The organism is Bradyrhizobium sp. USDA 4501 (assembly GCF_054062115.1).
In genome coordinates, this window is the sequence record NZ_JBSSEX010000001.1 from 1,436,021 (window position 1) to 1,455,394 (window position 19,374).

Annotated in this window: 16 protein-coding genes; 11 read left to right on the forward strand and 5 right to left on the reverse strand. The window is 65.3% G+C overall.

What is annotated here, in order from left to right; genetic code table 11:
- The first annotated feature begins 7 nt into the window (after positions 1–7).
- On the forward strand, positions 8–1,519 hold the full coding sequence (locus ACVWZM_RS06700) for a hydrogenase large subunit (protein WP_456852263.1): 1,512 nt from the start codon (positions 8–10) through the stop codon (positions 1,517–1,519).
- Between the two features lie 12 nt (positions 1,520–1,531).
- Entirely contained in the window at positions 1,532–2,065 is a 534-nt protein-coding gene (locus tag ACVWZM_RS06705) for an NADH-quinone oxidoreductase subunit B family protein (protein ID WP_057015240.1), read from the forward strand.
- Between the two features lie 210 nt (positions 2,066–2,275).
- Here ACVWZM_RS06705 and ACVWZM_RS06710 read toward each other — a convergent pair whose 3' ends face one another.
- The gene (locus ACVWZM_RS06710) at positions 2,276–3,286 is read right to left on the reverse strand and encodes a LacI family DNA-binding transcriptional regulator (protein WP_076824410.1); all 1,011 of its coding nucleotides are present in this window, start codon (positions 3,284–3,286) and stop codon (positions 2,276–2,278) included.
- Positions 3,287–3,384: 98 nt separating this feature from the next.
- Between ACVWZM_RS06710 and ACVWZM_RS06715 the strand changes: the two genes are divergently transcribed.
- From ACVWZM_RS06715 to ACVWZM_RS06730, 4 genes are all read left to right on the forward strand, one after another.
- Positions 3,385–4,257, forward strand: coding sequence for a phytanoyl-CoA dioxygenase family protein (locus tag ACVWZM_RS06715; protein WP_456852265.1), 873 nt, complete (start codon positions 3,385–3,387; stop codon positions 4,255–4,257).
- Positions 4,258–4,397: 140 nt separating this feature from the next.
- A complete protein-coding gene (locus tag ACVWZM_RS06720; protein WP_057015237.1) occupies positions 4,398–5,744 on the forward strand; it encodes an MFS transporter in 1,347 nt (448 codons plus the stop codon).
- A gap of 3 nt (positions 5,745–5,747) precedes the next feature.
- Positions 5,748–6,608, forward strand: coding sequence for a sugar phosphate isomerase/epimerase family protein (locus ACVWZM_RS06725; RefSeq protein WP_057015236.1), 861 nt, complete (start codon positions 5,748–5,750; stop codon positions 6,606–6,608).
- A gap of 57 nt (positions 6,609–6,665) precedes the next feature.
- Positions 6,666–8,171 (forward strand): hypothetical protein, encoded by a 1,506-nt coding sequence (locus ACVWZM_RS06730; protein ID WP_456852267.1) that lies wholly within the window; start codon positions 6,666–6,668, stop codon positions 8,169–8,171.
- 15 nt (positions 8,172–8,186) lie between these two features.
- Here ACVWZM_RS06730 and ACVWZM_RS06735 read toward each other — a convergent pair whose 3' ends face one another.
- Positions 8,187–8,972 carry a division plane positioning ATPase MipZ gene (locus tag ACVWZM_RS06735; RefSeq protein ID WP_057015235.1) on the reverse strand — a complete coding sequence of 262 codons (786 nt, stop codon included), beginning with the start codon at positions 8,970–8,972 and terminating at the stop codon, positions 8,187–8,189.
- Here ACVWZM_RS06735 and ACVWZM_RS06740 point away from each other — a divergent pair.
- Positions 8,971–9,207: a hypothetical protein gene (locus tag ACVWZM_RS06740; RefSeq protein WP_168857948.1), complete on the forward strand. Its 237-nt coding sequence runs from the start codon at positions 8,971–8,973 to the stop codon at positions 9,205–9,207. The genes ACVWZM_RS06735 and ACVWZM_RS06740 overlap by 2 nt on opposite strands.
- Positions 9,208–9,213: 6 nt before the next feature.
- Here the strand turns inward: ACVWZM_RS06740 and ACVWZM_RS06745 are convergent, their stop codons facing one another.
- Positions 9,214–10,002, reverse strand: a complete 789-nt coding sequence (locus tag ACVWZM_RS06745) for a crotonase/enoyl-CoA hydratase family protein (protein WP_456852269.1) — start codon at positions 10,000–10,002, stop codon at positions 9,214–9,216.
- A 104-nt stretch (positions 10,003–10,106) separates the two neighbouring features.
- Here ACVWZM_RS06745 and ACVWZM_RS06750 point away from each other — a divergent pair, with 104 nt between their 5' ends.
- The 4 genes from ACVWZM_RS06750 to ACVWZM_RS06765 all read left to right on the forward strand — a co-directional run bounded on the left by ACVWZM_RS06750 (position 10,107) and on the right by ACVWZM_RS06765 (position 13,754).
- The gene (locus ACVWZM_RS06750) at positions 10,107–10,676 is read left to right on the forward strand and encodes a TetR/AcrR family transcriptional regulator (RefSeq protein WP_057015234.1); all 570 of its coding nucleotides are present in this window, start codon (positions 10,107–10,109) and stop codon (positions 10,674–10,676) included.
- A 37-nt stretch (positions 10,677–10,713) separates the two neighbouring features.
- Positions 10,714–11,472 (forward strand): SDR family NAD(P)-dependent oxidoreductase, encoded by a 759-nt coding sequence (locus tag ACVWZM_RS06755; RefSeq protein WP_456852271.1) that lies wholly within the window; start codon positions 10,714–10,716, stop codon positions 11,470–11,472.
- A 109-nt stretch (positions 11,473–11,581) separates the two neighbouring features.
- Positions 11,582–12,505: a glutathione S-transferase family protein gene (locus tag ACVWZM_RS06760; RefSeq protein ID WP_456852273.1), complete on the forward strand. Its 924-nt coding sequence runs from the start codon at positions 11,582–11,584 to the stop codon at positions 12,503–12,505.
- A 214-nt stretch (positions 12,506–12,719) separates the two neighbouring features.
- Positions 12,720–13,754: an LLM class flavin-dependent oxidoreductase gene (locus ACVWZM_RS06765; RefSeq protein ID WP_229190598.1), complete on the forward strand. Its 1,035-nt coding sequence runs from the start codon at positions 12,720–12,722 to the stop codon at positions 13,752–13,754.
- An 84-nt stretch (positions 13,755–13,838) separates the two neighbouring features.
- On the opposite strand, the gene ACVWZM_RS06770 is transcribed toward ACVWZM_RS06765, so the two are convergent.
- Together ACVWZM_RS06770 and ACVWZM_RS06775 are read right to left on the reverse strand one after the other, a co-directional pair.
- Positions 13,839–15,410, reverse strand: a complete 1,572-nt coding sequence (locus ACVWZM_RS06770) for a porin (protein ID WP_057015232.1) — start codon at positions 15,408–15,410, stop codon at positions 13,839–13,841.
- 737 nt (positions 15,411–16,147) lie between these two features.
- On the reverse strand, positions 16,148–19,252 hold the full coding sequence (locus tag ACVWZM_RS06775) for a DEAD/DEAH box helicase (RefSeq protein WP_456856631.1): 3,105 nt from the start codon (positions 19,250–19,252) through the stop codon (positions 16,148–16,150).
- Positions 19,253–19,374: the final 122 nt, after the last annotated feature.

Consider the following 19,374-nt stretch of genomic DNA (forward strand, 5'->3'; position numbering starts at 1 on the left):
GCAGGATATGCCGAGGTTGATCGATCTGATCCGGGCGGGCCACAGGATCGAACGACATCATCCATGGCCGCGCGCCGTGGTCGACGGCGATACCTGGCGCGCCGCCGCTCACGCGCTTGCGGATGGCGGCCTGAGCCTGCTCGGGCTGTGGGGCGAGCCCTCGCGCGTGCACATGGCCGTCCTCGACGACCGCACGTCCGATATCGGCGTGATCAGCCTGGATTGTCCCGATCGCCAATTTCCTTCGGTTGCGGCCCATCATCCGCCGGCGCTTCGATTGGAGCGCACCCTGCACGACCTCTTCGGATTGCAGGCGACAGACACACCGGATTCCCGTCCCTGGCTTGATCACGGCCGTTGGCAAACGCGCTTCCCGCTCGGCGAACATCGCGATGCATCGGCGGACGCAGCGCCTTATCAATTCCTTCCGGCCGAGGGGGACAGCCTGCATCAGATCGCAGTCGGTCCGGTGCATGCCGGCATCATCGAGCCCGGGCATTTCCGCTTTACCGCGAGCGGAGAGACGGTCGTCCGCCTCGAGCAGCGGCTCGGCTACACCCACAAGGGTGTCGAAGGGCTGATGACGGGCAGCACGATCGAGCAGGCCGCGCGGCTCGCCGGCCGGGTCTCCGGCGACAGCACAGTCGCCTATGGGCTGGCGTTCGCGCAAGCCGTCGAGGCCGCGCAGCGGATTGCCGTGCCGCCGCGCGCATTGCTGTTGCGCGCGCTGATGGCCGAGCTCGAGCGGCTGGCCAATCATCTCGGCGATATCGGCGCGATCTGCAACGATGCGTCGTTTGCGCTGATGCAGGCGCATTGCGCCGTGCTACGCGAATCCGTGCTGCGCGCGGCCGACGCTGCATTCGGCCACCGCCTGATGCGCGACCTCATCGTTCCCGGCGGCGTCGCGCGCGATATCGCCGGCCATGGAGCCGACGCGATCCGGGCCGCGCTCGACCAGATCCGCCGGCATTTCCCTGCGCTGGTCGAGCTCTATGACAACACTGCCTCGTTGCAGGACCGCACCGTCAGCACCGGCATCGTTGCTCCAACGCTCGCCCGGCAATTCGCCGCCGGGGGCTATGTCGGGCGCGCGAGCGGCCGCGATCATGATGCCCGACGCAAGCCCGGCTATCTCCCCTATGATGGCCTCCGCTTCGAAGTCCCCGTCCTGAGCGACGGCGACGTCAACGCCCGGGTCTGGATCCGGATCCGCGAGGTTGAGCAGAGTCTCGCGCTGGCGTACCAGATCCTGATCGGCCTCGAGGCCGGCCCGGTGCAAGTGCCACTGCACAATACGGCGGAGCCTTGCGAAGGCATGGCGCTCGTCGAAGGTTTCCGCGGCGACATCCTGGCCTGGCTGCGCCTGAACGGCGATCGGATCGAGCGATGCCATCTGCGCGATCCGTCGTGGTTTCAGTGGCCGCTGCTCGAGGCGGCCATCGAAGGCAACATCGTGGCGGACTTCCCACTCTGCAATAAGTCGTTCAACTGCTCCTATTCCGGGCAGGATCTCTGAGGGCTTGAGGCGATGCGCAAACTTCTGTTCCAGAGCCTGTTTCGCCAGCCATTGACGGAGCAGGCGCCGCGCCCGGACGACGCTGCGCTTGCGGAGCTCGCGGCCATGGTCGGCCGCACCGCACGACGACGCCTCGGCCGCAGCCTCTCGATCCGCGAGGTTGATGCAGGCTCCTGCAACGGATGCGAGCTGGAAATACACGCGTTAAGCAATGCGTATTACGACGTAGAACGATTTGGAATCCGGTTCGTCGCCTCGCCCCGTCACGCCGACGTGCTGCTGGTCACGGGTCCGGTCACCAAGAATATGCGCGAGGCGCTGGAGCGCACATACCGTGCGACGCCAGATCCCAAATGGGTTGTCGCCGCGGGCGATTGCGCCAGGGATGGCGGATGCTTCGCCGGCAGCTATGCCGTGGTTGGCGGAGTCTCCGCGGTTGTTCCGGTCGATCTTCATATTCCGGGTTGCCCGCCTTCGCCGATCGCCATCCTGCGGGGCCTCGTGACCTTGCTCGAGGCGGTCGACGCCGGGGTCGCGGCAAGGTGAAGGCACGGAAAGAAACGAGCACCTCCGTCCGCACCGTGGGCGAGGCGCGCTAGTGTCCCGAATCCGAAGTTCGCATCATTTGCCGCACCTTCGGAGCGAACTTCGGATTCGATAAGGACACTAGCAAACTTATGATTCTAGTGTGCTTTATGAATGCGAAGTTCGTGAAAGTGGCTGCCGCGAAATCGCACGAACTTCGCATTCAGCACACTAGCCGCTGTCGCGCAGCACCAGCTCGAAGCCGAGATCGACGCGGCGCTCGCCGCCGCGCTCCAGCGTCAGCGTCGCCGCGGTACGGCCGATCGCGTCGCCATGCACGCTGATCGTGCTCAGGGTCGGCGAGATCAGCTGGCCCATTTCGAGATCGCCAAGCCCGATCACGGCGACCGGCTGCGCCGATGCAGGCCCGTCGCGCAGCAGCCCGGCCTTGCGCAGCCCGGACATGAAGCCGATCGCATGCGCATCGTTGGCGGCGAACACCGCGTCGACACCAGGCAGGCGTGCATGCGCCGCCACGCTGCCGGAATCCTTGCGGTCCAGGATCAACCGGCGCGGCTCGGCAAGGCCGCCGGCCAGTGCCTCGTCCCTGAAGCCGAACCAGCGGCGCGTGCCGCGCGGATCGTCGCCGCCGATGAAGGCGAGCTGCTTGCGGCCCTGCGCGACCAGATGCTTCGCGACGGCGACACCGGCCTTGTAATTGTCGAAGCCCGCGACCGCGTCGATCGGGTTTGCCGGCAGATCCCAGGTCTCGACGATCGGGATGCGTGCATTGCGCAGCAGGCGGCTGCCCTCCTCGGTCGCCGGCGAGCCGACCATGATGATCGCCTCGGGCCGCCGCGACAGCAGCGCCGCCAGCATGCGGTCCTCGCGCGCCGCGTCATAGCGCGACTGCGCCAGGATCACGGAAAAGCCGAGCGGCTCGAGCTTGTCGGACAGGCCCTGCACCGTGTCGGCGAAGATCGAGTTGGCGATGGTCGGTACCAGCACGCCGACCGAATTGGTCCGCGCGCTCGCCAGCGCGCCCGCCACCAGGTTCGGGACATAGCCGAGATCGCGCATCGCCCGCTCGACCCGCGCCCGGGTCTCCGGCGCGACCAGGTCGGGCATCCGCACCACCCGGCTCACCGTGATCGAGGAAACGCCGGCGCGCTTGGCCACCTCTGAAAGGGTGGGCGCGGCACCGGCCGGGCCGGTCCCGGGGGCGGTCAGTTCGGAGCTCATGGGCCGAAGCCTGCACGATTCCGGGTTGCCAAGCCATGATGTTAGCGCTAGCATCACCTAATGTTAGCGCTAACATGGAACAAAAAGGGAGAAGCGGCATGATTTCGGACGAACAGGCCCAGGCTTACAAGCGCGACGGGGTGATCGTGGTCCCCGAGGTGCTCAACCAGGAAACCTTGGCGAAGGTGCGCACCGTACTCACGCAGCTCGTGGCCGGCGCCGCCAGCGTGAGCGAGCACACCGACGTCTACGACCTCGAGCCGGGCCATTCGCCTGACAATCCGCGCGTCCGCCGCATCAAGGCGCCGCACAAGGTGCACCCGATCTTCGACGAGATCGTGCGCAGCCCCGCCGTGATCTCGATCCTCACCAAGCTGATCGGCCCCGGCCTTCGCCTGCACGGCTCCAAGCTCAACATGAAGTCGGCGCAATACGGCTCGCCGGTTGAGTGGCATCAGGACTGGGCATTCTATCCGCACACCAATGACGACATCCTCGCGATCGGCGTGCTGCTCGACGATTGCGATATCGAGAACGGTCCGATGCTGGTGACGCCGAGGTCGCACACCGGCGCCACGATGTGGGATCATCACGGCGAGGACGGCCACTTCGCAGGCCTGATCGATCCGGACCAGATTCAGGACGACATCAAGCGCGCGGTGCCCTGCATGGGCAAGGCCGGCAGCATGTCGTTCCATCACGTGCGCGCGCTGCACGGCTCGGCAACCAACACGTCGAACCGGCCGCGCAACCTGCTGCTCTATGAAGTGGCCGCGAGCGACGCCTGGCCGCTGATGGGCGTCAAGGACTTCGACGAATTCAACAGCCGCCTGCTGGCGGGGCCGCCGGTGGTCGCGCCGCGGCTCACCGACGTACCGGTGCGGATGCCACTGCCGCCGGCGAAACGGCAGGGATCGATCTACGAGACACAGTCGGCGTCGAAGAAATCTTACTTCACGCGCGCCGCTTGAGACCTGAGACAATGCCCGCGGCCAAGCCGCGGGCATTGCTGCTTTCACGAGCACGATCCGCCGCGACAACGCAGCACGCGTTTGCGCGGAGATCGTGCCCGATCAAGACGACCATAAAAACCAAAACAACGGGGAAACGAATGACCGAGATGGCAAGAGATGGCGCTCGCACATCGCGCCTGCGTGTGATCCTGGCCGCAAGCATCGGCTCCGCGCTCGAATGGTACGACTTCTTCCTGTACGGCACCGCCGCCGCGCTGGTGTTCGGCGAATTGTTCTTTCCGAAGAGCGATCCGGTGGTCGGCACGCTGTTGTCGTTCCTGACCTTCGGCGTCGGCTTCGTGGTGCGGCCGTTCGGCGGCCTTTTGTTCGGCATCCTCGGCGATCGCTATGGCCGCAAGCCGGTGCTGGTCTCCACGCTCCTGATGATCGGCATCGGCACCACCGCGATCGGCTTCCTGCCGACTTATGGGCAGATCGGGATCTGGGCGCCGATCCTCCTGGTCGCGATGCGCGTCATCCAGGGCCTTGGCGCCGGCGCCGAATATGGCGGCGCGGTGATCTATCTGGTCGAGAACGCACCGCCGAAGCATCGCGGCTTCTGGGGCGGCTTCGCGCCGCTCGGCGTCTCCGTCGGCAACCTGCTTGCGGCCGGCGCCTTCGCGCTGGTGACCATGCTGCCGCGCGAGGATTTGATGAGCTGGGGCTGGCGCCTGCCCTTCCTGGCGAGCTTCCTCCTGATCGTGGTCGGCATCTTCGTCCGCATGCGCATCACCGAGACGCCGGTCTACACCGAGGCGGTGGTCGCGCGCGGCAAGGTCGAGAGCAATCCGGCGATGGAGGCATTGCGCCGGCATCCGCGCAACTTCTTCGTCGTGCTCGGCGCCCGCATGGCCGAGAACGGGCTCGGCTATTTCTTCCCGGTGTTTGGCCTCAGCTACGTGATCACCACGCTCGGCGTGCCGAAAGCCGAGGCGCTCAGCGCGCTGATGCTGGCATTCACGGTCGAACTGTTTGCGATCCTCGGCTTCGCGGCATTGTCGGACCGGATCGGACGGCGGCCGGTCTACATGTTCGGCGCGCTGGCCGGCGTGGCGCTCGCCTTCCCGTTCTTCTGGATGGTCGGCACCAAGGAGTGGATCATGATCGCGCTCGCCTTCATCCTGGCGCGCGCCGTGGTGACGGCGGCGATGTTCGGGCCGCAGGCGGCGTATTTCGCCGAGCTGTTCCCGCCGCAACGCCGCTTCGCGGGCTTTGCCTTCGCCCGCGAGCTCGGCTCGCTGCTGTCGGGTGGTCCGGCGCCGTTCGTCGCCACCGCACTGGTGGCGGCCTATGGCACCTGGTGGCCGGTCGCCTGCTACGCGATGTTCCTGTCCGCCTGCACCGTCGTCGCGATCTGGATCGGGCCCGAGACCTACCAGGAGAACATCGCCGCCGACGAAGGCGAACAGGCCGAGCTTCCCGCGGCGATCCCGGCGCGGGCCTGATCGGTGGCGCAGCAACTGCGCGTCCTGCAGTCGCTCTGGGCGATGGAGCGACGGCTGGCCGATCAGGACGAATGGCCGCTGCAAACCCAGCTCGCCATGATCCGCGATGCTGGCTTTGACGGCGCCGGCGTGCGCTTCATCGATCCTGTCTTTGCGCGCGAGGCGACGAGCTTCCTTCGCGCGCATGGCATGATCTGGCAGGCGCAATGCTACCCGAAGAGCGTCGGCGACCTGAAACCGGTGCTCGAGCTGGTCGCCCGGCTCGGCGCCGATCATGTCAACCTGCAGCCGGACGTTCGGCCGCGTCGGCTCGCAGATTGCATTCCGCTGCTCGAAGGCTGGCGGCGGCTTGCCGCCGAGGCCGGCGTTGCCGTGCATGTCGAGACCCATCGCGACCGCATGACGACTGACCTGTTCTTCATGCTCGACCTGCTCGACTGCTTTCCCGATCTGCGGCTCACCGCCGATCTCTCGCATTATCTGGTCGGCCGCGAATTCGCCTGGCCGGTCGACGACGTCAACCACGCGATGATCCATCGCATCCTCGACAATGCCTGGGGCATCCATGGCCGTATCGCGAGCCGCGAGCAGGTGCAGATCTCGCTCGGCTTTCCGCAACACCAGGGCTGGGTGTCGCTGTTCATGGGCTGGTGGGACTACGGTATCCGCTCCTGGCGCAAGCGCGCCGGTCCCGACGCGACCCTGACCTTCCTGTGCGAGCTCGGTCCCCCGCCCTATGCCATCACCGGGCCCGACGGCAGGGAACTGTCCGACCGCTGGCAGGATGCGCTGGTCATGAAGGACATGATCCGCGCGCTGTGGGATCGTATCGCGAACGAGCCGCAAGGCGCGCTCCCGCATTGATTCAAGCAAGCCACGGCGGCATCCTGAACGCCACAATCCGGAACGCCGCGAGGACTTGTGCGCGACCGCTGGGCTTATCCGCTTCGATGCCTCGCCGCCGTCTCGGCCATGGCAGCCTTCGCGCATACGAAAGCGGCCGCGGCAGAGCTCGCCCTGAATCTCGCGACCCTGCCGCGCGTCGCGACCATCGACCCGCGTTTTCAGTCCTACAACATCGAGATGGTCGAGGTGACCGGCGGACGGTTCTGGAAGCCCTATGCAACCGCCGCCACGCGTCGGCGTGCAGAGACGGAGCGGTTCGCAGCTCGCACTCCGATCGACCTGCACGATGGCAGGCTGCGCAAGCTCGCCGCCGAGCTCTCCCCTGCCTATCTGCGCGTCAGCGGGACCTGGGCCAACAGCACGTTCTTTGCAGATTCCGAAACGCCACCGGCTGCACCGCCGGCCGGCTTCAACGGCGTGCTGACGCGACGGCAGTGGCGGGACGTGATCGAGTTCTCGCGTGCCGTCGACGCTCCGATCGTCACGTCCTTTGCGATCAGCGCGGGCGCGCGTGACGCCGAGGGGCAATGGAGCCCCGGGCAGGCCCGGCAACTTCTCGCTTTCACGCGATCGGCCGGCGGGCGTATCGCCGCAGCCGAGTTCATGAATGAGCCCGATCTGCCGACCATCGGCAGCGCCCCTAACCGCTACGATGCTGCGGCCTACGGCCGGGATTTTGCAGCGTTCCGCGCCTTCATGAAGGACACCGCGCCCGACGTGACGATCCTCGGCCCCGGCACGATCGGCACCGGCGCTGAGGCCCAAGCGCTTTTCGCCGTATCGGCAGCCGGCGTCGACGCGGTCTCCTATCATCACTATGGCGCGCTGTCGGCGCGATGCGGCGGTGATCGCAGGGCAAGGCATGCATTGTCGGACGAATGGCTGGCGCGAACCGGCGAGAGCCTCGCCCTCTACGAGACGCTGCGCGACCAGCTTGCGCCGGGCAAGCCGATCTGGCTGACCGAGACGGCCGAGACCGCATGCGGCGGCAATCGCCTGGCCGCAACCTTCGCCGACACGTTCCGTTACCTCGATCAACTCGGACGGCTGGCCAAGGCCGGCGTCCAGGTGGTGATGCACAACACGCTTGCGGCGAGCGACTACGGGCTGCTGGACGAGCGAACTCATCTGCCGCGGCCGAACTATTGGGCTGCGCTGCTGTGGCGGCGGTTGATGGGCACCATTGTGCTCGATGCCGGTATCGCGGAGCGTCACGGCTTCCATGTCTATGCGCATTGCGCGCGCGACATGCCTGATGGAATAGCCCTGCTCGTCATCAACAATGACCGGCGGATGCGGCACAAGCTCACGCTCTCAGCCGCCTCGCAACGTTACACGCTCGCGAGCGAAAAGCCTGCCGACGGCAACGTTCAGCTCAATGGCGCGACGCTCTTGCTCGGGACCTCTGACCGTATCCCCGCCCTCAACAGCGACGCGGCTGTCGCCGGAACGATCGTCTTCGCACCCAGAACGATCACGTTCCTGATCGTCGCCGACGCCGGCAACGCCAATTGCCGGTAGCGGCCCGACGTCGCCTTACGCCGCGTCGCGGCTGGCGTCGGAGGATTCCGGCGGGCGCGCCACCAGATGGCCGAGCATGATGGCAGTCATCAGCCGCTCCATCTCGAGCCGCGCGGTGACATGCGACATGGTCGGCCGGCTACCGAGTGCGAGCTGGCTGACGTCGTCGATCGCCGTCAGTCCGCGCGGATAGAATTCGCGGAAGATCACGCGTTCGGCCAGGCCATCGACCAGGCGGAAATTCAGCGTCTTGGCCAATTCGCTCAAGGCTTCGCCGACCAAGCGCTTGTTGCGTGACCCAAGCGTGGAGAGGCGGTTGCGCAGCACCACCCACTCGAATGCCGGCTGATCGTGTGTGCTGCGCTGGCGCCGCGCCTCCTCCACCATCTTCGAATAGTGGCTGATGCCGGTCACCTTGAACTCGTTCGGATCGACGGTGCCGAGCACGTCGAAATCGAGGAAGCTGTCGTTGAGCGGCGTGATCAACGTGTTCGCCAGCGAATGCGTGAACGTCGTCAGATAGGTGTCATGGCCGGGACAGTCGATGACGACGAAATCGTGCGACCGGCCGAGCCGCTCGACGATCTCGGCAAGCGCGCTGCGCCCGAGCGTCTCGACCTCGCCGCTCCTGCCGCTCACCGTCTCGAAGCACATATGCGCGGGAACGCCGAGATCCAGCGAGGTTTCCCGCGCCCAGTCCCGCCGGTTCTCGACGTAGTGCGTCAGCGACTTCTGCTTGTTATCGAGATCGATGGTAGCGACGCGCTGACCCGCCTTGATCAGCGCGATGGCGATATGCATGGCAATTGTCGACTTGCCCGAGCCGCCCTTGTTATTTCCGACAACTATTACTCGTGCGTTTGTCATGGGAATCCATACCGGACGCTTGAGTGAAAGCAGGACGAAACAGAATTTAATGAATGGATCGAATCTCCCTGATTCGATGAATCTCGACAAGAGTCGCTGCTACATTGTCGTGATCGAAATCAAGAAGCTGCGACATCATTGTCACAGCTTCTTCGAGCACGTATCGTGAACGCAACTAGCGTCCCTGAAACACCGCGGCGCGGCGCTCAATGAACGACTTGATACCCTCGGCCGCATCTGATGTGTTGAGCACACGTTCGCGGATCTGCGGAATGATCGCGATTGCCGCCTGCTCGCCGGCTTCGATGAACTTGCGGCCCGCCTCCTTGGTCACCTGGATTCCAAGCGGCGCATTGCGCGCGATGATCTCCGCGAGCGCCATCGCGCGCTCGATCTGCTGGCCCGCCGGCACGACTTCCTGCACGAGACCGATCCGATGCGCCTCGGCGGCGGTGAACTCGTCGCACAGCAACAGGTGATACATCGCATCGCCCCACCCGGCGCGGCTGATATAGCGGAAATGCGCGCCCGCCAGCGGCGCGATGCCGCGCTTGGCTTCCATCTGGCAGAAGCGGCTGTCGTCCGCGGCGATCACGATATCGCCGGCCAGCATCATCTCGATGCCGACGGTGAACACGATACCCTGCACCGCCGTGACGATCGGCTTCCGGCAGCGCTTCGACAATCCGAACGGGTCGACGTTGCCCTCCGGCAGCGGCTTGCGCGTCGCCGTCGGACCGAAGAATTTCGGCATGTCGAGACCCGCGGTGAAACTGCCGCCGGCGGCGCAGAGCACCCCGACCCAGAGGCCGTCGTCATTGTCGAGCAGCGTCAGCGCGTCGGAAAGCTCAGCCATCATCTCCGGACTGAAGGCATTCTTCTTCGCGGGATTGTCGATGATGATCTTGAGGATGTGGTCGTGCCGCTCGTGGCGGACCCGCCCTTCGCTCGCGCTGCCGGACATCAGTTCCTCCCTGCTTTGTGACTGGATAATTTCTGAATGATGGTTGTCATCCAGATGCATGATGGTCATAATCCAGAAAGAGAGTCAAACAGGGGCGAGGCGAGATGGGCCATTCCCAGGCCGACAAGGCCAGGAGCCGTGAGCGTATTCTGAACGAGGCTGCGACGCAGATCCGCGACAAGGGCCTCGACGCGCTCAGCATCGGCGGCCTGATGCAGCAGGTGAAGCTGACCCATGGCGGTTTCTATGGGCACTTCGCCTCGCGTTCCGACCTGATCGCCGCGGCTCTGGAACAAGCGCTGCATGCAGGCGAAGCGTCGGCTCACGCGGCGCGCGATCCCGACAAGCCGGGCAATATCAACACACTGGTGCGGAGCTATCTCAGCCGCGCCCATCGCGACTCGCCCAAGTCGGGCTGCGCGATCGGCGCGCTGATCTCGGATGTCGGTCGCGCCGATGCGCAGTGCCGCGCGGTGATGGAGCCGCACATCGAATCCTTCATCGCCAAGGTCGCCGAGACGTTCGGCGACGATGACGACGGCAACGCAATCCTCGCGGTGAGTGCGATGGTCGGGGCGCTGGCGATCTCGCGCGTCCTCACCGACCAGAAGCGGTCCGATGCCGTCCTGCGCACCGTGCGCGACAGCATCATCGCGATGGCGTCCGACGAATGATTTCGCCCGCGCCGCGGGCACCTTGATGGAGCAAGCCATGAACGACCGATCCGCCCTCGAGCCGACCGCCGTACAAGGAAGCGTGCTGATTGCCGGCGTCGGCGCGTCGAACGGCCTCGGCGCCGCGATTGCGCGTCGCTTTGCCGCCGGCGGCTATCCCGTCGCGATCGCCGGCCGCAACGCCGACAAGCTCGCCGCGACCGCGGCCGAGCTGGCCGCAAGCGGCGCAACGGTCGCGCATGTGGTCGGCGACGCCTCCACGACGGCCGACGTCGCGCGCTTCGTCGCGGCGGCCGAGCGGCTCGCACCGCTCGCGATGGCTGTGCACAATGCAGGCTCCAACCGGCCGGCACCGTTTCTGAAGGTCAGCGAGCAGCGCTTCGAGGAGCACTGGCGCGAACACGCGCTCGGCGGTTTCCAGCTGGCACAGGCCGCGATCCCCGCTTTGCTTGCGCGCGGCGGCGGCACGCTGGTCTTTACGGGCGCCAGCGGTTCGCTGCGCGGCAAGGCCAACTACTCACCGTTCGCCGCCGCCAAGGCCGCGCTGCGCGCGCTGGCGCAGAGCGTGGCGCGGGAATTCGGGCCGCAGGGCATCCATGTCGGCCATGTCGTGGTCGATGGCGGGATCGAGGGCGACCGCCTGCTGAACATGCGTCCGCAATTGAAGGACGAGCGCGGGCCGGACGGCATGCTCAACATCGCGGCCATCGCCGACGCCTATTGGGTGCTGCATCACCAGCATCGCAGCGCCTGGACGCTGGAGCTCGACCTGCGGCCGTGGGCGGAGCAGTTCTGAACGCGCTGCGCCGCCCTCTCGCCCGTGAATATAGGTTGCGATCGGCCGGAATCTTGTCAGCTTATGCGGCAAGGTCCGTCGAGATCGCACCCTGTCCCGGGAGAAGGCCATGTCGCAGCCCACGCCGATCCTGCACCATTTCGATCAATCGCCGTTCTCCGAGAAGATCCGCATCATCTTCGGATTCAAGAAGCTCGCCTGGAGCTCGGTGCGGATCTCGCGGATCATGCCGCGGCCGGACCTGATGCCGATGACCGGCGGCTATCGCCGCACGCCAACGATGCAGATCGGCGCCGACATCTATTGTGACACCCAGATCGTCATCCGCGAGCTGGAGCGGCGCTACCCGACGCCGACGCTGTTTCCGGCCGGCAATGCCGGCATGCCCTGGGCGCTCGGCATGTGGGCCGACCGGCCGTTCTTCCAGAACACGGTCAACCTCGTGTTCGGCTTCATCGGCGACAAGGTCCCGCGGGATTTCATCGAGGATCGCGAGAAGTTGCGCGGCGGCAAGTTCGACGTCGCCGCCATGACCGCGGCGCTGCCGCAGATGCGCGACCAGTTCCGCGCCAATATCGACTGGATCGAGGCGCAACTCGGCGACGGCCGGCCGTGGCTGTTCGGCGAGTTCAGCCTCGCGGACGTCAGCGCCTACATGAACGTGTGGTATGCGCGGCAGAGCCTCGCCACGATGGACGAGATCATGAATTCCTTTCCGCGCGTTGTGGCATGGGAGGAGCGCATCCGCGCCATCGGCCACGGCACGCGCACCGAGATGTCGTCGGCCGACGCGCTCGAGATCGCGGCGAAGGCGCGGCCGGAGTCGCCCGTGTTCGGCGACCCCACCGACCCGAACGGTCGCAAGCCCGGCGACGTCGTTGCCGTGATGCCGGATGACTACGGCAAGATCCCGGTGCGTGGCGAGATCGTTTCGCTGTCGGCGCAACACATCGCGATCCGCCGGTCGGATGAGCGCGTCGGCGAGGTTGTGGTGCATTTCCCGCGCGCCGGCTTCCTGGTGGTCCCGGGCTGATTGGCGCAGGCTGCTCCGAAAGCGGGCCTGGAAACGCTGCGTTTCGCGGCGTGACCTTGCCGGCCCGCTGAACCGGCAATAGTTCCCATCTATCTCCAACCCAAGGCTCCACAGCGCAGGCTTGCGGATCGATCCGCAGCAACCCGACCTTTCGGCCTGCGTGCGATGGGTGGCCCGTGGCGGATGCTCCGCCACGCCGACAACCGGACTGACCATGACGACCTCCGTCGAATTCGGGCTTGATACGTTTGGCGACGTCACCAACGACGCCGCCGGCACGCCGCTGCCCCATGCCCAGGTGATCCGCAACGTCGTCGACGAAGCGGTGCTGGCCGATCAGCTCGGGATCGATTTCATCGGGCTCGGCGAGCACCACCGCGCCGATTTTGCGATCTCCTCGCCCGAGACCGTGCTGGCGGCAATCGCGGCACGCACCCAAAACATCCGCCTCGGCTCGGCGGTGACCGTGCTGAGCTCGGACGATCCGATCCGCGTCTTCCAGCGCTTCGCCACGGTCGACGCGGTCTCGAACGGCCGCGCCGAGGTGATCCTCGGCCGGGGCTCCTTCACCGAGTCGTTCCCGCTGTTCGGCTTCGACCTCAGGCAATACAACGAGCTGTTCGAGGAGAAGCTCGATCTGTTCACCGAACTGCTCAAGCAGGAGCCGGTGACCTGGCAGGGCAAGCTGCGGCCACCGCTCAAGAACCAGTCGGTCTATCCGCCGGTCGAGCACGGCCGGCTGAAGACCTGGATCGGCGTCGGCGGCAGTCCCGAATCGGTGGTGCGCGCGGCGCATTACGACCTGCCGCTGATGCTTGCCATCATCGGCGGCGATCCCAAGCGCTTTGCACCTTATGTCGACCTGCACCAGCGGGCCTACCAGCAGTTCGGCCGCGAACCGAAGCCGATCGGCGTGCACTCGCCGGGCTATGTCGCCGAGACGGACGCGCAGGCACGCGAGGAGCTGTGGCCGGACTACAAGGTCATGCGCGACCGTATCGGCAAGGAGCGCGGCTGGCCGCCGATGGGCCGCGACGAGTTCGTGGCCGAGGCCGAGCACGGCTCGCTCTATGTCGGCGCGCCGGAAACCGTTGCTCGCAAGATCGCGGCGACCGTCAAGGCGCTCGGCGCGGCGCGCTTCCAGCTGAAATACTCGGCGGGCCCGCTGCCGCACGACAAGCTGATGAAGAGCATCGAGCTCTATGGCCGCGAGGTGGCGCCGATGGTGCGCGAGATGCTGGCCGCGTGACGCGCCAGAACCGGCATGACAAAGCAAAACCCCCGGCGTTTTCGCGCCGGGGGCTCTGTTAGATCGCAATCAGATCAACCGGTATTACCAGTTGCGCTGAGCGCGGAGCAGCAACATGTAGGTGTTCTGGTCCTTCAGCTCGTAGATTGCGCCGGGCTTGCCGATCGTCGGGCTGCCGGGGAAGGCGACCGTACCGGCGAAGCTCTGGTCCAGACGGGTGTAGGTGAAGTCGGCCGAGAAGGTCAGGTTCTTCACCGGGGTCCACTGGGTCTGCGTGCCGAGCTGCGCGATGCTGTAGTCGGGGTTGCAGGACGTCAGAGCCGAACCAGCACCGAAGAAGTTGCTGAGCGAGCCACCCACGCCGTTGCCGGCCGGACCGCAGATGTAGCCCTTGGCCGTGCTGTTGTAGTTAACCTGGGCCCAGGCACCGTAGATGCTGGTGTTCCAGTTCGGGTTCCAGTTGTGCACGTAGGCACCGCGGAAGCCGTAGGTCGTGATCAGCTGCTGCTGACCGCCGGTCACGAAGATCGAGTCCGGCGCGATGCCGAAGCCGATGCTCTGATAGGCGCCCGGAACGTTGGTTCCGCCGAAGATGGTGTTGCCACCAGCCGAACCGGCGAGGTCCTGGATGTTGTAGCGGGTTGCACCGTTGGTGTAGACACCCTGCAAGTTGATGGTGTCGCCAGGTCCGGTCGGGATGTTCTTGATCGACAAGGCCAACGCACCAGCCCAGCCCCACTTGTCGTCCGGATGACCGGTCAACTCGGTGCCGCCGTAGTAGGCCGCGTGGTTGTTATGCGCGGCGAACGATGCCTGGAACAGACCCCAGGCCTGATCGACGCGCAGCATCGCGACGAGATCCGGAGCGATCGTGCCGGCGTAGTCGCTGATACCGAACACGTTGGTGTTGCCGGGAACGCCGAAGGTGACCGGCGCGCCGAGGTTGACCACGCCAGCCTGATAGTAAGCCGTCTGGTCCTGAGCCGACAAAGACAGCGACACGCCGTTGCCGAACTGCGCTGTGTAGGTGAACTGGTTCACACCAGTGATCGTGCCGCCGCCGCCGACGAGACCGTCGTAGCTGTTGCCCGGGTAGTTGGCCCACGGAGCCGAGAACTGCGAGACCGCCTTACCGATGGTGAAGCCGGCGAACTGAATGAATGCGTAGTAGACACCGACCGTACCAGCGGCGACGTTACCAGAGCCGGCATTGTTCGGAGCCGCAGACGTACCGATCGGCGAGTAAACGGTCGAGCCGTTGCCCAGACCGGCATAGTTGTCTGTCGTCCAGGAGAACGTCGCATCGAAGAAGGTGCGGACCACGCCGTATTCGGTCGCGGTGCGCGTATCGATGTTCAGATCTTCACGCGAACGCCAGGTGTAGCCGTTGGTGAAGCGGTTGTTCGCACCACCAGCACCCGAGGTGTTGCCGGTGTGGTCCGAGTTGGTGTTCGCCAGAACGTCGACGCGCAGGTAGCCGCCCAGCTTGATACAAGTGTCGGTGCCCGGGATGTAGTAGAAACCGGGACCATACAGGGAGCAAACCTTCACGTACTCGACCGCTTTGGCCTTGACGGGAAGATCGGCCGCCTGAGCTCCGCCGACCGCGACGAGAGCCGCCGCCGAGCCGAGGATAAGGCTCTTAACCATCTTCATGTTAAACCTCCAAGTTGCTCTATCTCAGGGAAGGTTCCGGATCCGCCGGGTAAAACACCCTCAGGTTGGTTCCCTTGTCCCTTAAATCCCCGCTTAGTCGCTTCGCGTCTTCGGACACACCCGCATGAACGCGAGGGACTTAAGCGAACCACCTAGAACGGGACGACCTCGGGATGCCCCCCTCCGTCGTAGTTCCATATGAGACAGAAGGCCCCCGATCACGCAACAAAAGACCGCTCGGTTTGGGGCGAGTTGCGGCTGTTTTCGGGCAAATGTTGCACAAATATCACGGACTTTTGAATTGCGGCGTTTCCGCAAGCCATTGAAACAAAATACGAATATTTCAGTTACCGCTATCGGGCACAAGATTGGGCAACACCACGCGGAACGGTGTGCAAAACGCGTAGTCCTACTGAGAAAGCGATTGCTGAAGCCGGCTTCGGCAGCGCTGATTCCGGTATCCGGGCACGACGTTTCGGCCCAAAACGCCGCGATTTGAATAACATAACCCGCCCTGAATACCGTCGACTCGCGCCTGGAAGGGCTTTCCGATGGCTCGGAGCAGGCCGAATGACGGCGGGCGGTTCGCCACGCATGTGCAGTAACGATGCTACATGTCACTGGGATGTCAGCGCGCAGAATCGGTCGATTTGTTCTCCGCAGCTCCGGCGCGCTGAAATATCTCTACTGCGCGCGGCGCACCCGCAAGGCTCGTCTCCGACGGAGCCGCGTCGCCCTCACTCGTCCAAAATGTCCAGGAGATCCTCGATCCGCTCGAAAGGCGGCTCGTGTATGTTGTCCGAATAGAACACGCGATCGCCGTCGCGCTGGAGCGAACGTGCTCTGGATTTGGGCAGCCTCCCGGGAAGGAACGTCGCCGCGACGGCCTCCGGGCCGACATCGAGCCTCACGATCCCTCGCCGCTTGCAATCGATCCTGAGCCTCGCCGCGGCGAAGAAGTCCCGCCCCGCCGACGGCAGCCTGCCGAAGCGGCGCGAGGTCTCTTCCTCGAGATCCTCCAGATCGTCTTCGCTCCGGCACCTCGCGGCACGGCCATAGATTTCAAGCCGCACGGATTCCGATTGCACATAGCTCCTGGGCAGCAGATCCGCGAGCGGAAGGTTGAGATCGGGCACCCACATATCGGCGGACCGGTCGTTGGTCTTCTCCGAGGCTTGCTTCAGAAGGTGGCTGTAGAGCACCGGACCGAAAACCTGCACGTGGCCGGATTGCCGCTCCGAAAGCAGATCCCCGGCGCCTCTGAGGTCGAGATCCCGCTCGCTGATCGCAAAACCGGCGCCCGGTCTGCTGAACTCCTCCAGAACGGCCAAACGCCTCCCGGATTGTTCCGAACTGGATTCGGTCAGCATGTATGCGAAGGCTCGTGTCCCGCCGCGTCCCACCCGGCCTCTGAGCTGGTGGAGCTGTGCCAGACCGAACTTTTCCGGCCAGCAGACCACGATGGTGTTCGCCCGGGGGATGTCGAGACCGCTTTCCACGATGTTGGTCGCCAGGAGGACGTCCGCCTCGCCTTCGACGAAGCTCATCATTCGATCGTCGATTTCGTCGACGGGTAGCTTGCCATGCAGGCAGACGATGCGGAGCTCCGGGGCCATCGACTGCACGCGCGCCAGCATCGGATCCAGATCCTGGATGCGCGGACAGATCAGAAAGCTTTGCCCGTGACGTCGCTGCTCGCGCAGCAATGCTGCGGCGATGGCGGCGTCCGAGAGCGGAGCGATCTTGGTCGCGACCGGAAGCCGATGAACGGGCGGGGATGCGATCACGCTCAGCTCCCTGAATCCCGCAAGGCCCGCCGCAAGTGTGCGCGGAATCGGCGTGGCACTCATCCACAGCGTATGGGCGCCCTTCGCCAGCCCTGAAAGCTTCGCCTTCTCGGCCGCGCCGAAGTGCTGCTCTTCGTCGACAATGACCAGGCTCAGCTTGGCGAACCTCACGTCCTTCGATGCGATCGCCTGCGTGCCGACCACGACCTTCATCTTGCCGCTTCGCAGGCCCTCCTTGGTCTCCTTCATCTCCGGAGCCGACGTCGCCCGCGACAGGCTTCCCACTTCGATGCCAAGCGGAGCAAACCGTTTGCGGAAGGTTGCAACGTGCTGCCTTGCCAGAACAGTCGTCGGCACGACGACGGCGACCTGCTTGCCCGACAGCGCAACGGCCGCCGCCGCGCGCAATGCCACCTCGGTCTTGCCAAACCCGACGTCGCCGCAGACGACCCGATCCATCGGATGACCGGACGCCAGATCATCGAGGACGTCGCGAATTGCCTTCGCCTGGTCGACGGTCGTGAAATACGGAAAGCGCGCGACGAACCGCTCATAGGCGGGACCGGGAGCGACCAGCTTGGGAGCGCGCCGGCGGCGCCGTTGCGCGATGTGTTTGGCAAGCGCCTTGGCGGCAGTCTGGATTTCCCGCTCCGCCTTGCCACGCCGCGTCCACCACGTACTGCCATCGGCCCTGTCCAATGCCAGCTTGCCGAGCTCCGCGGCATACGGCCAGATCAGCGCAAGATCGGCTGGCGGAACGAGGACGGCATCATCCCCCGCGAATGCCAGCCTGATCATCTCGCGCGATGATCCCTTCCCCATATCGAAGGTCTGCAAGCCATCGAGCACGGCCAGCCCGCGCTGCAGATGCACGACGACCGCGCCGCGCTCCGGCACGTCGGGATGATCGAAAGCCGAGCTCCAGGCTCGCGCCATGGGCTGCGGATGATGCGCCCTGCTGCCGAGCACGTCGGTCGCCGTCACGACGACGAGCGGCTTGCGCCCTGAGCCGATGAAGCCGGTGTCGAAGTCGGCCAGCAGCGCGCCTTCGCCGCCCCGCCCCTTCGCCGCCTCGTTCCAGTCGGCGAAGCGTTCCGCCTTGATCCCGCTCATTCGCTCCATCGCGCGCAGGTCATCTTCGACCGCCGCGACAAACAGCAGCCGCGATCCGGCGCGCTCGGTGTCGGCGACAAATGCGCGAAGAGCCTTCCGCGATGAGGCGACCTTCGAGAAATCAGGCGTGGCGGTGAAAGCTGCCTTTCGGGGCAGCGAGCTCATCCGTTTGGTCAGCCGTTTCCAGTCAGCGGGCCCCAGATACTCGCGCTCCGCCTCCCTGCGGCCGGCCGCCTCCTTGATCGTGCTCAGCCAGCTATCGGCGTGGCCCGAAACGCCGGCGTCCGCGATCCAGCGCGCGCGCTGACAATAATCCGGCAGCGCCGCCCGCTGTGCCCGCTTGCCTCCCAACGCGATCCGTTCGGACATCGGGTCGATGTGCAGTTCCTCCGCGTCGAACACGACGTCGTGCTCGTCTGGATCGACACCGGCGATTCTGCGGATCACGCCACCGGAATGCTCAATTCTGAACGGCCCCAGCGCGCCCGCGGGAAATACCTCGAACGTCATTCCGTGGAACAGAGCGCTGCCGGGATAATCCGCCTCTTCGTCGAGATCGTATCCCAGAGCTTCCAGACGATCCTTGAGTTCCTGCTCGGAATAGCCCGCCCCCACCTTCAGGCTGATGCTGAGGCGCGCCGAGCTGGCGGGCAACGGCAACCGCTCCATGATCGCCTCGGCCGTCGACACCAGGAAGACCGGCTTCTTGCTCCGGGCGAGGCGCCTCAACACCGAACTGCGCCGGCCGGCGATCTCTCGTGACGGCTCCAGCCCGTCAAAGGGCAAGGTATTCAGCCTCGGGAACACCAGCACCTCGAGCGAGGGATCGAGCGAATGCAGCACGCTGCCCAGGCGCTCTGCCCTGTTCTCGCTTTCCGCAAGGAAAACGATGCCGTCCCGCCCGGATTTCTTCCATTGCTCGAGAAGATGAAGCGCCAGCATGCCAAGCGGTGAGGAAGACGAGATCCCGGAACGCGCCGATCCCTTGCTTTTCTTCTTCGCGCCAGCAGCAGCGCGGGCCTTCTTGGTATTCGCCACGTCAGATCCGTCGTTATGTCGTGATT

Coding starts and splice junctions, on each gene's coding strand:
- ACVWZM_RS06700 (WP_456852263.1), top strand. CDS start 8: ATGCCGAGGTTGATCGATCTGATCCGGGCGGGCCACAGGATCGAACGA.
- ACVWZM_RS06705 (WP_057015240.1), top strand. CDS start 1,532: ATGCGCAAACTTCTGTTCCAGAGCCTGTTTCGCCAGCCATTGACGGAG.
- ACVWZM_RS06710 (WP_076824410.1), bottom strand. CDS start 3,286: ATGAGCTCCGAACTGACCGCCCCCGGGACCGGCCCGGCCGGTGCCGCG.
- ACVWZM_RS06715 (WP_456852265.1), top strand. CDS start 3,385: ATGATTTCGGACGAACAGGCCCAGGCTTACAAGCGCGACGGGGTGATC.
- ACVWZM_RS06720 (WP_057015237.1), top strand. CDS start 4,398: ATGACCGAGATGGCAAGAGATGGCGCTCGCACATCGCGCCTGCGTGTG.
- ACVWZM_RS06740 (WP_168857948.1), top strand. CDS start 8,971: ATGGCAATTGTCGACTTGCCCGAGCCGCCCTTGTTATTTCCGACAACT.
- ACVWZM_RS06735 (WP_057015235.1), bottom strand. CDS start 8,972: ATGCATATCGCCATCGCGCTGATCAAGGCGGGTCAGCGCGTCGCTACC.
- ACVWZM_RS06745 (WP_456852269.1), bottom strand. CDS start 10,002: ATGTCCGGCAGCGCGAGCGAAGGGCGGGTCCGCCACGAGCGGCACGAC.
- ACVWZM_RS06750 (WP_057015234.1), top strand. CDS start 10,107: ATGGGCCATTCCCAGGCCGACAAGGCCAGGAGCCGTGAGCGTATTCTG.
- ACVWZM_RS06755 (WP_456852271.1), top strand. CDS start 10,714: ATGAACGACCGATCCGCCCTCGAGCCGACCGCCGTACAAGGAAGCGTG.
- ACVWZM_RS06760 (WP_456852273.1), top strand. CDS start 11,582: ATGTCGCAGCCCACGCCGATCCTGCACCATTTCGATCAATCGCCGTTC.
- ACVWZM_RS06765 (WP_229190598.1), top strand. CDS start 12,720: ATGACGACCTCCGTCGAATTCGGGCTTGATACGTTTGGCGACGTCACC.
- ACVWZM_RS06770 (WP_057015232.1), bottom strand. CDS start 15,410: ATGAAGATGGTTAAGAGCCTTATCCTCGGCTCGGCGGCGGCTCTCGTC.
- ACVWZM_RS06775 (WP_456856631.1), bottom strand. CDS start 19,252: ATGCTGGCGCTTCATCTTCTCGAGCAATGGAAGAAATCCGGGCGGGAC.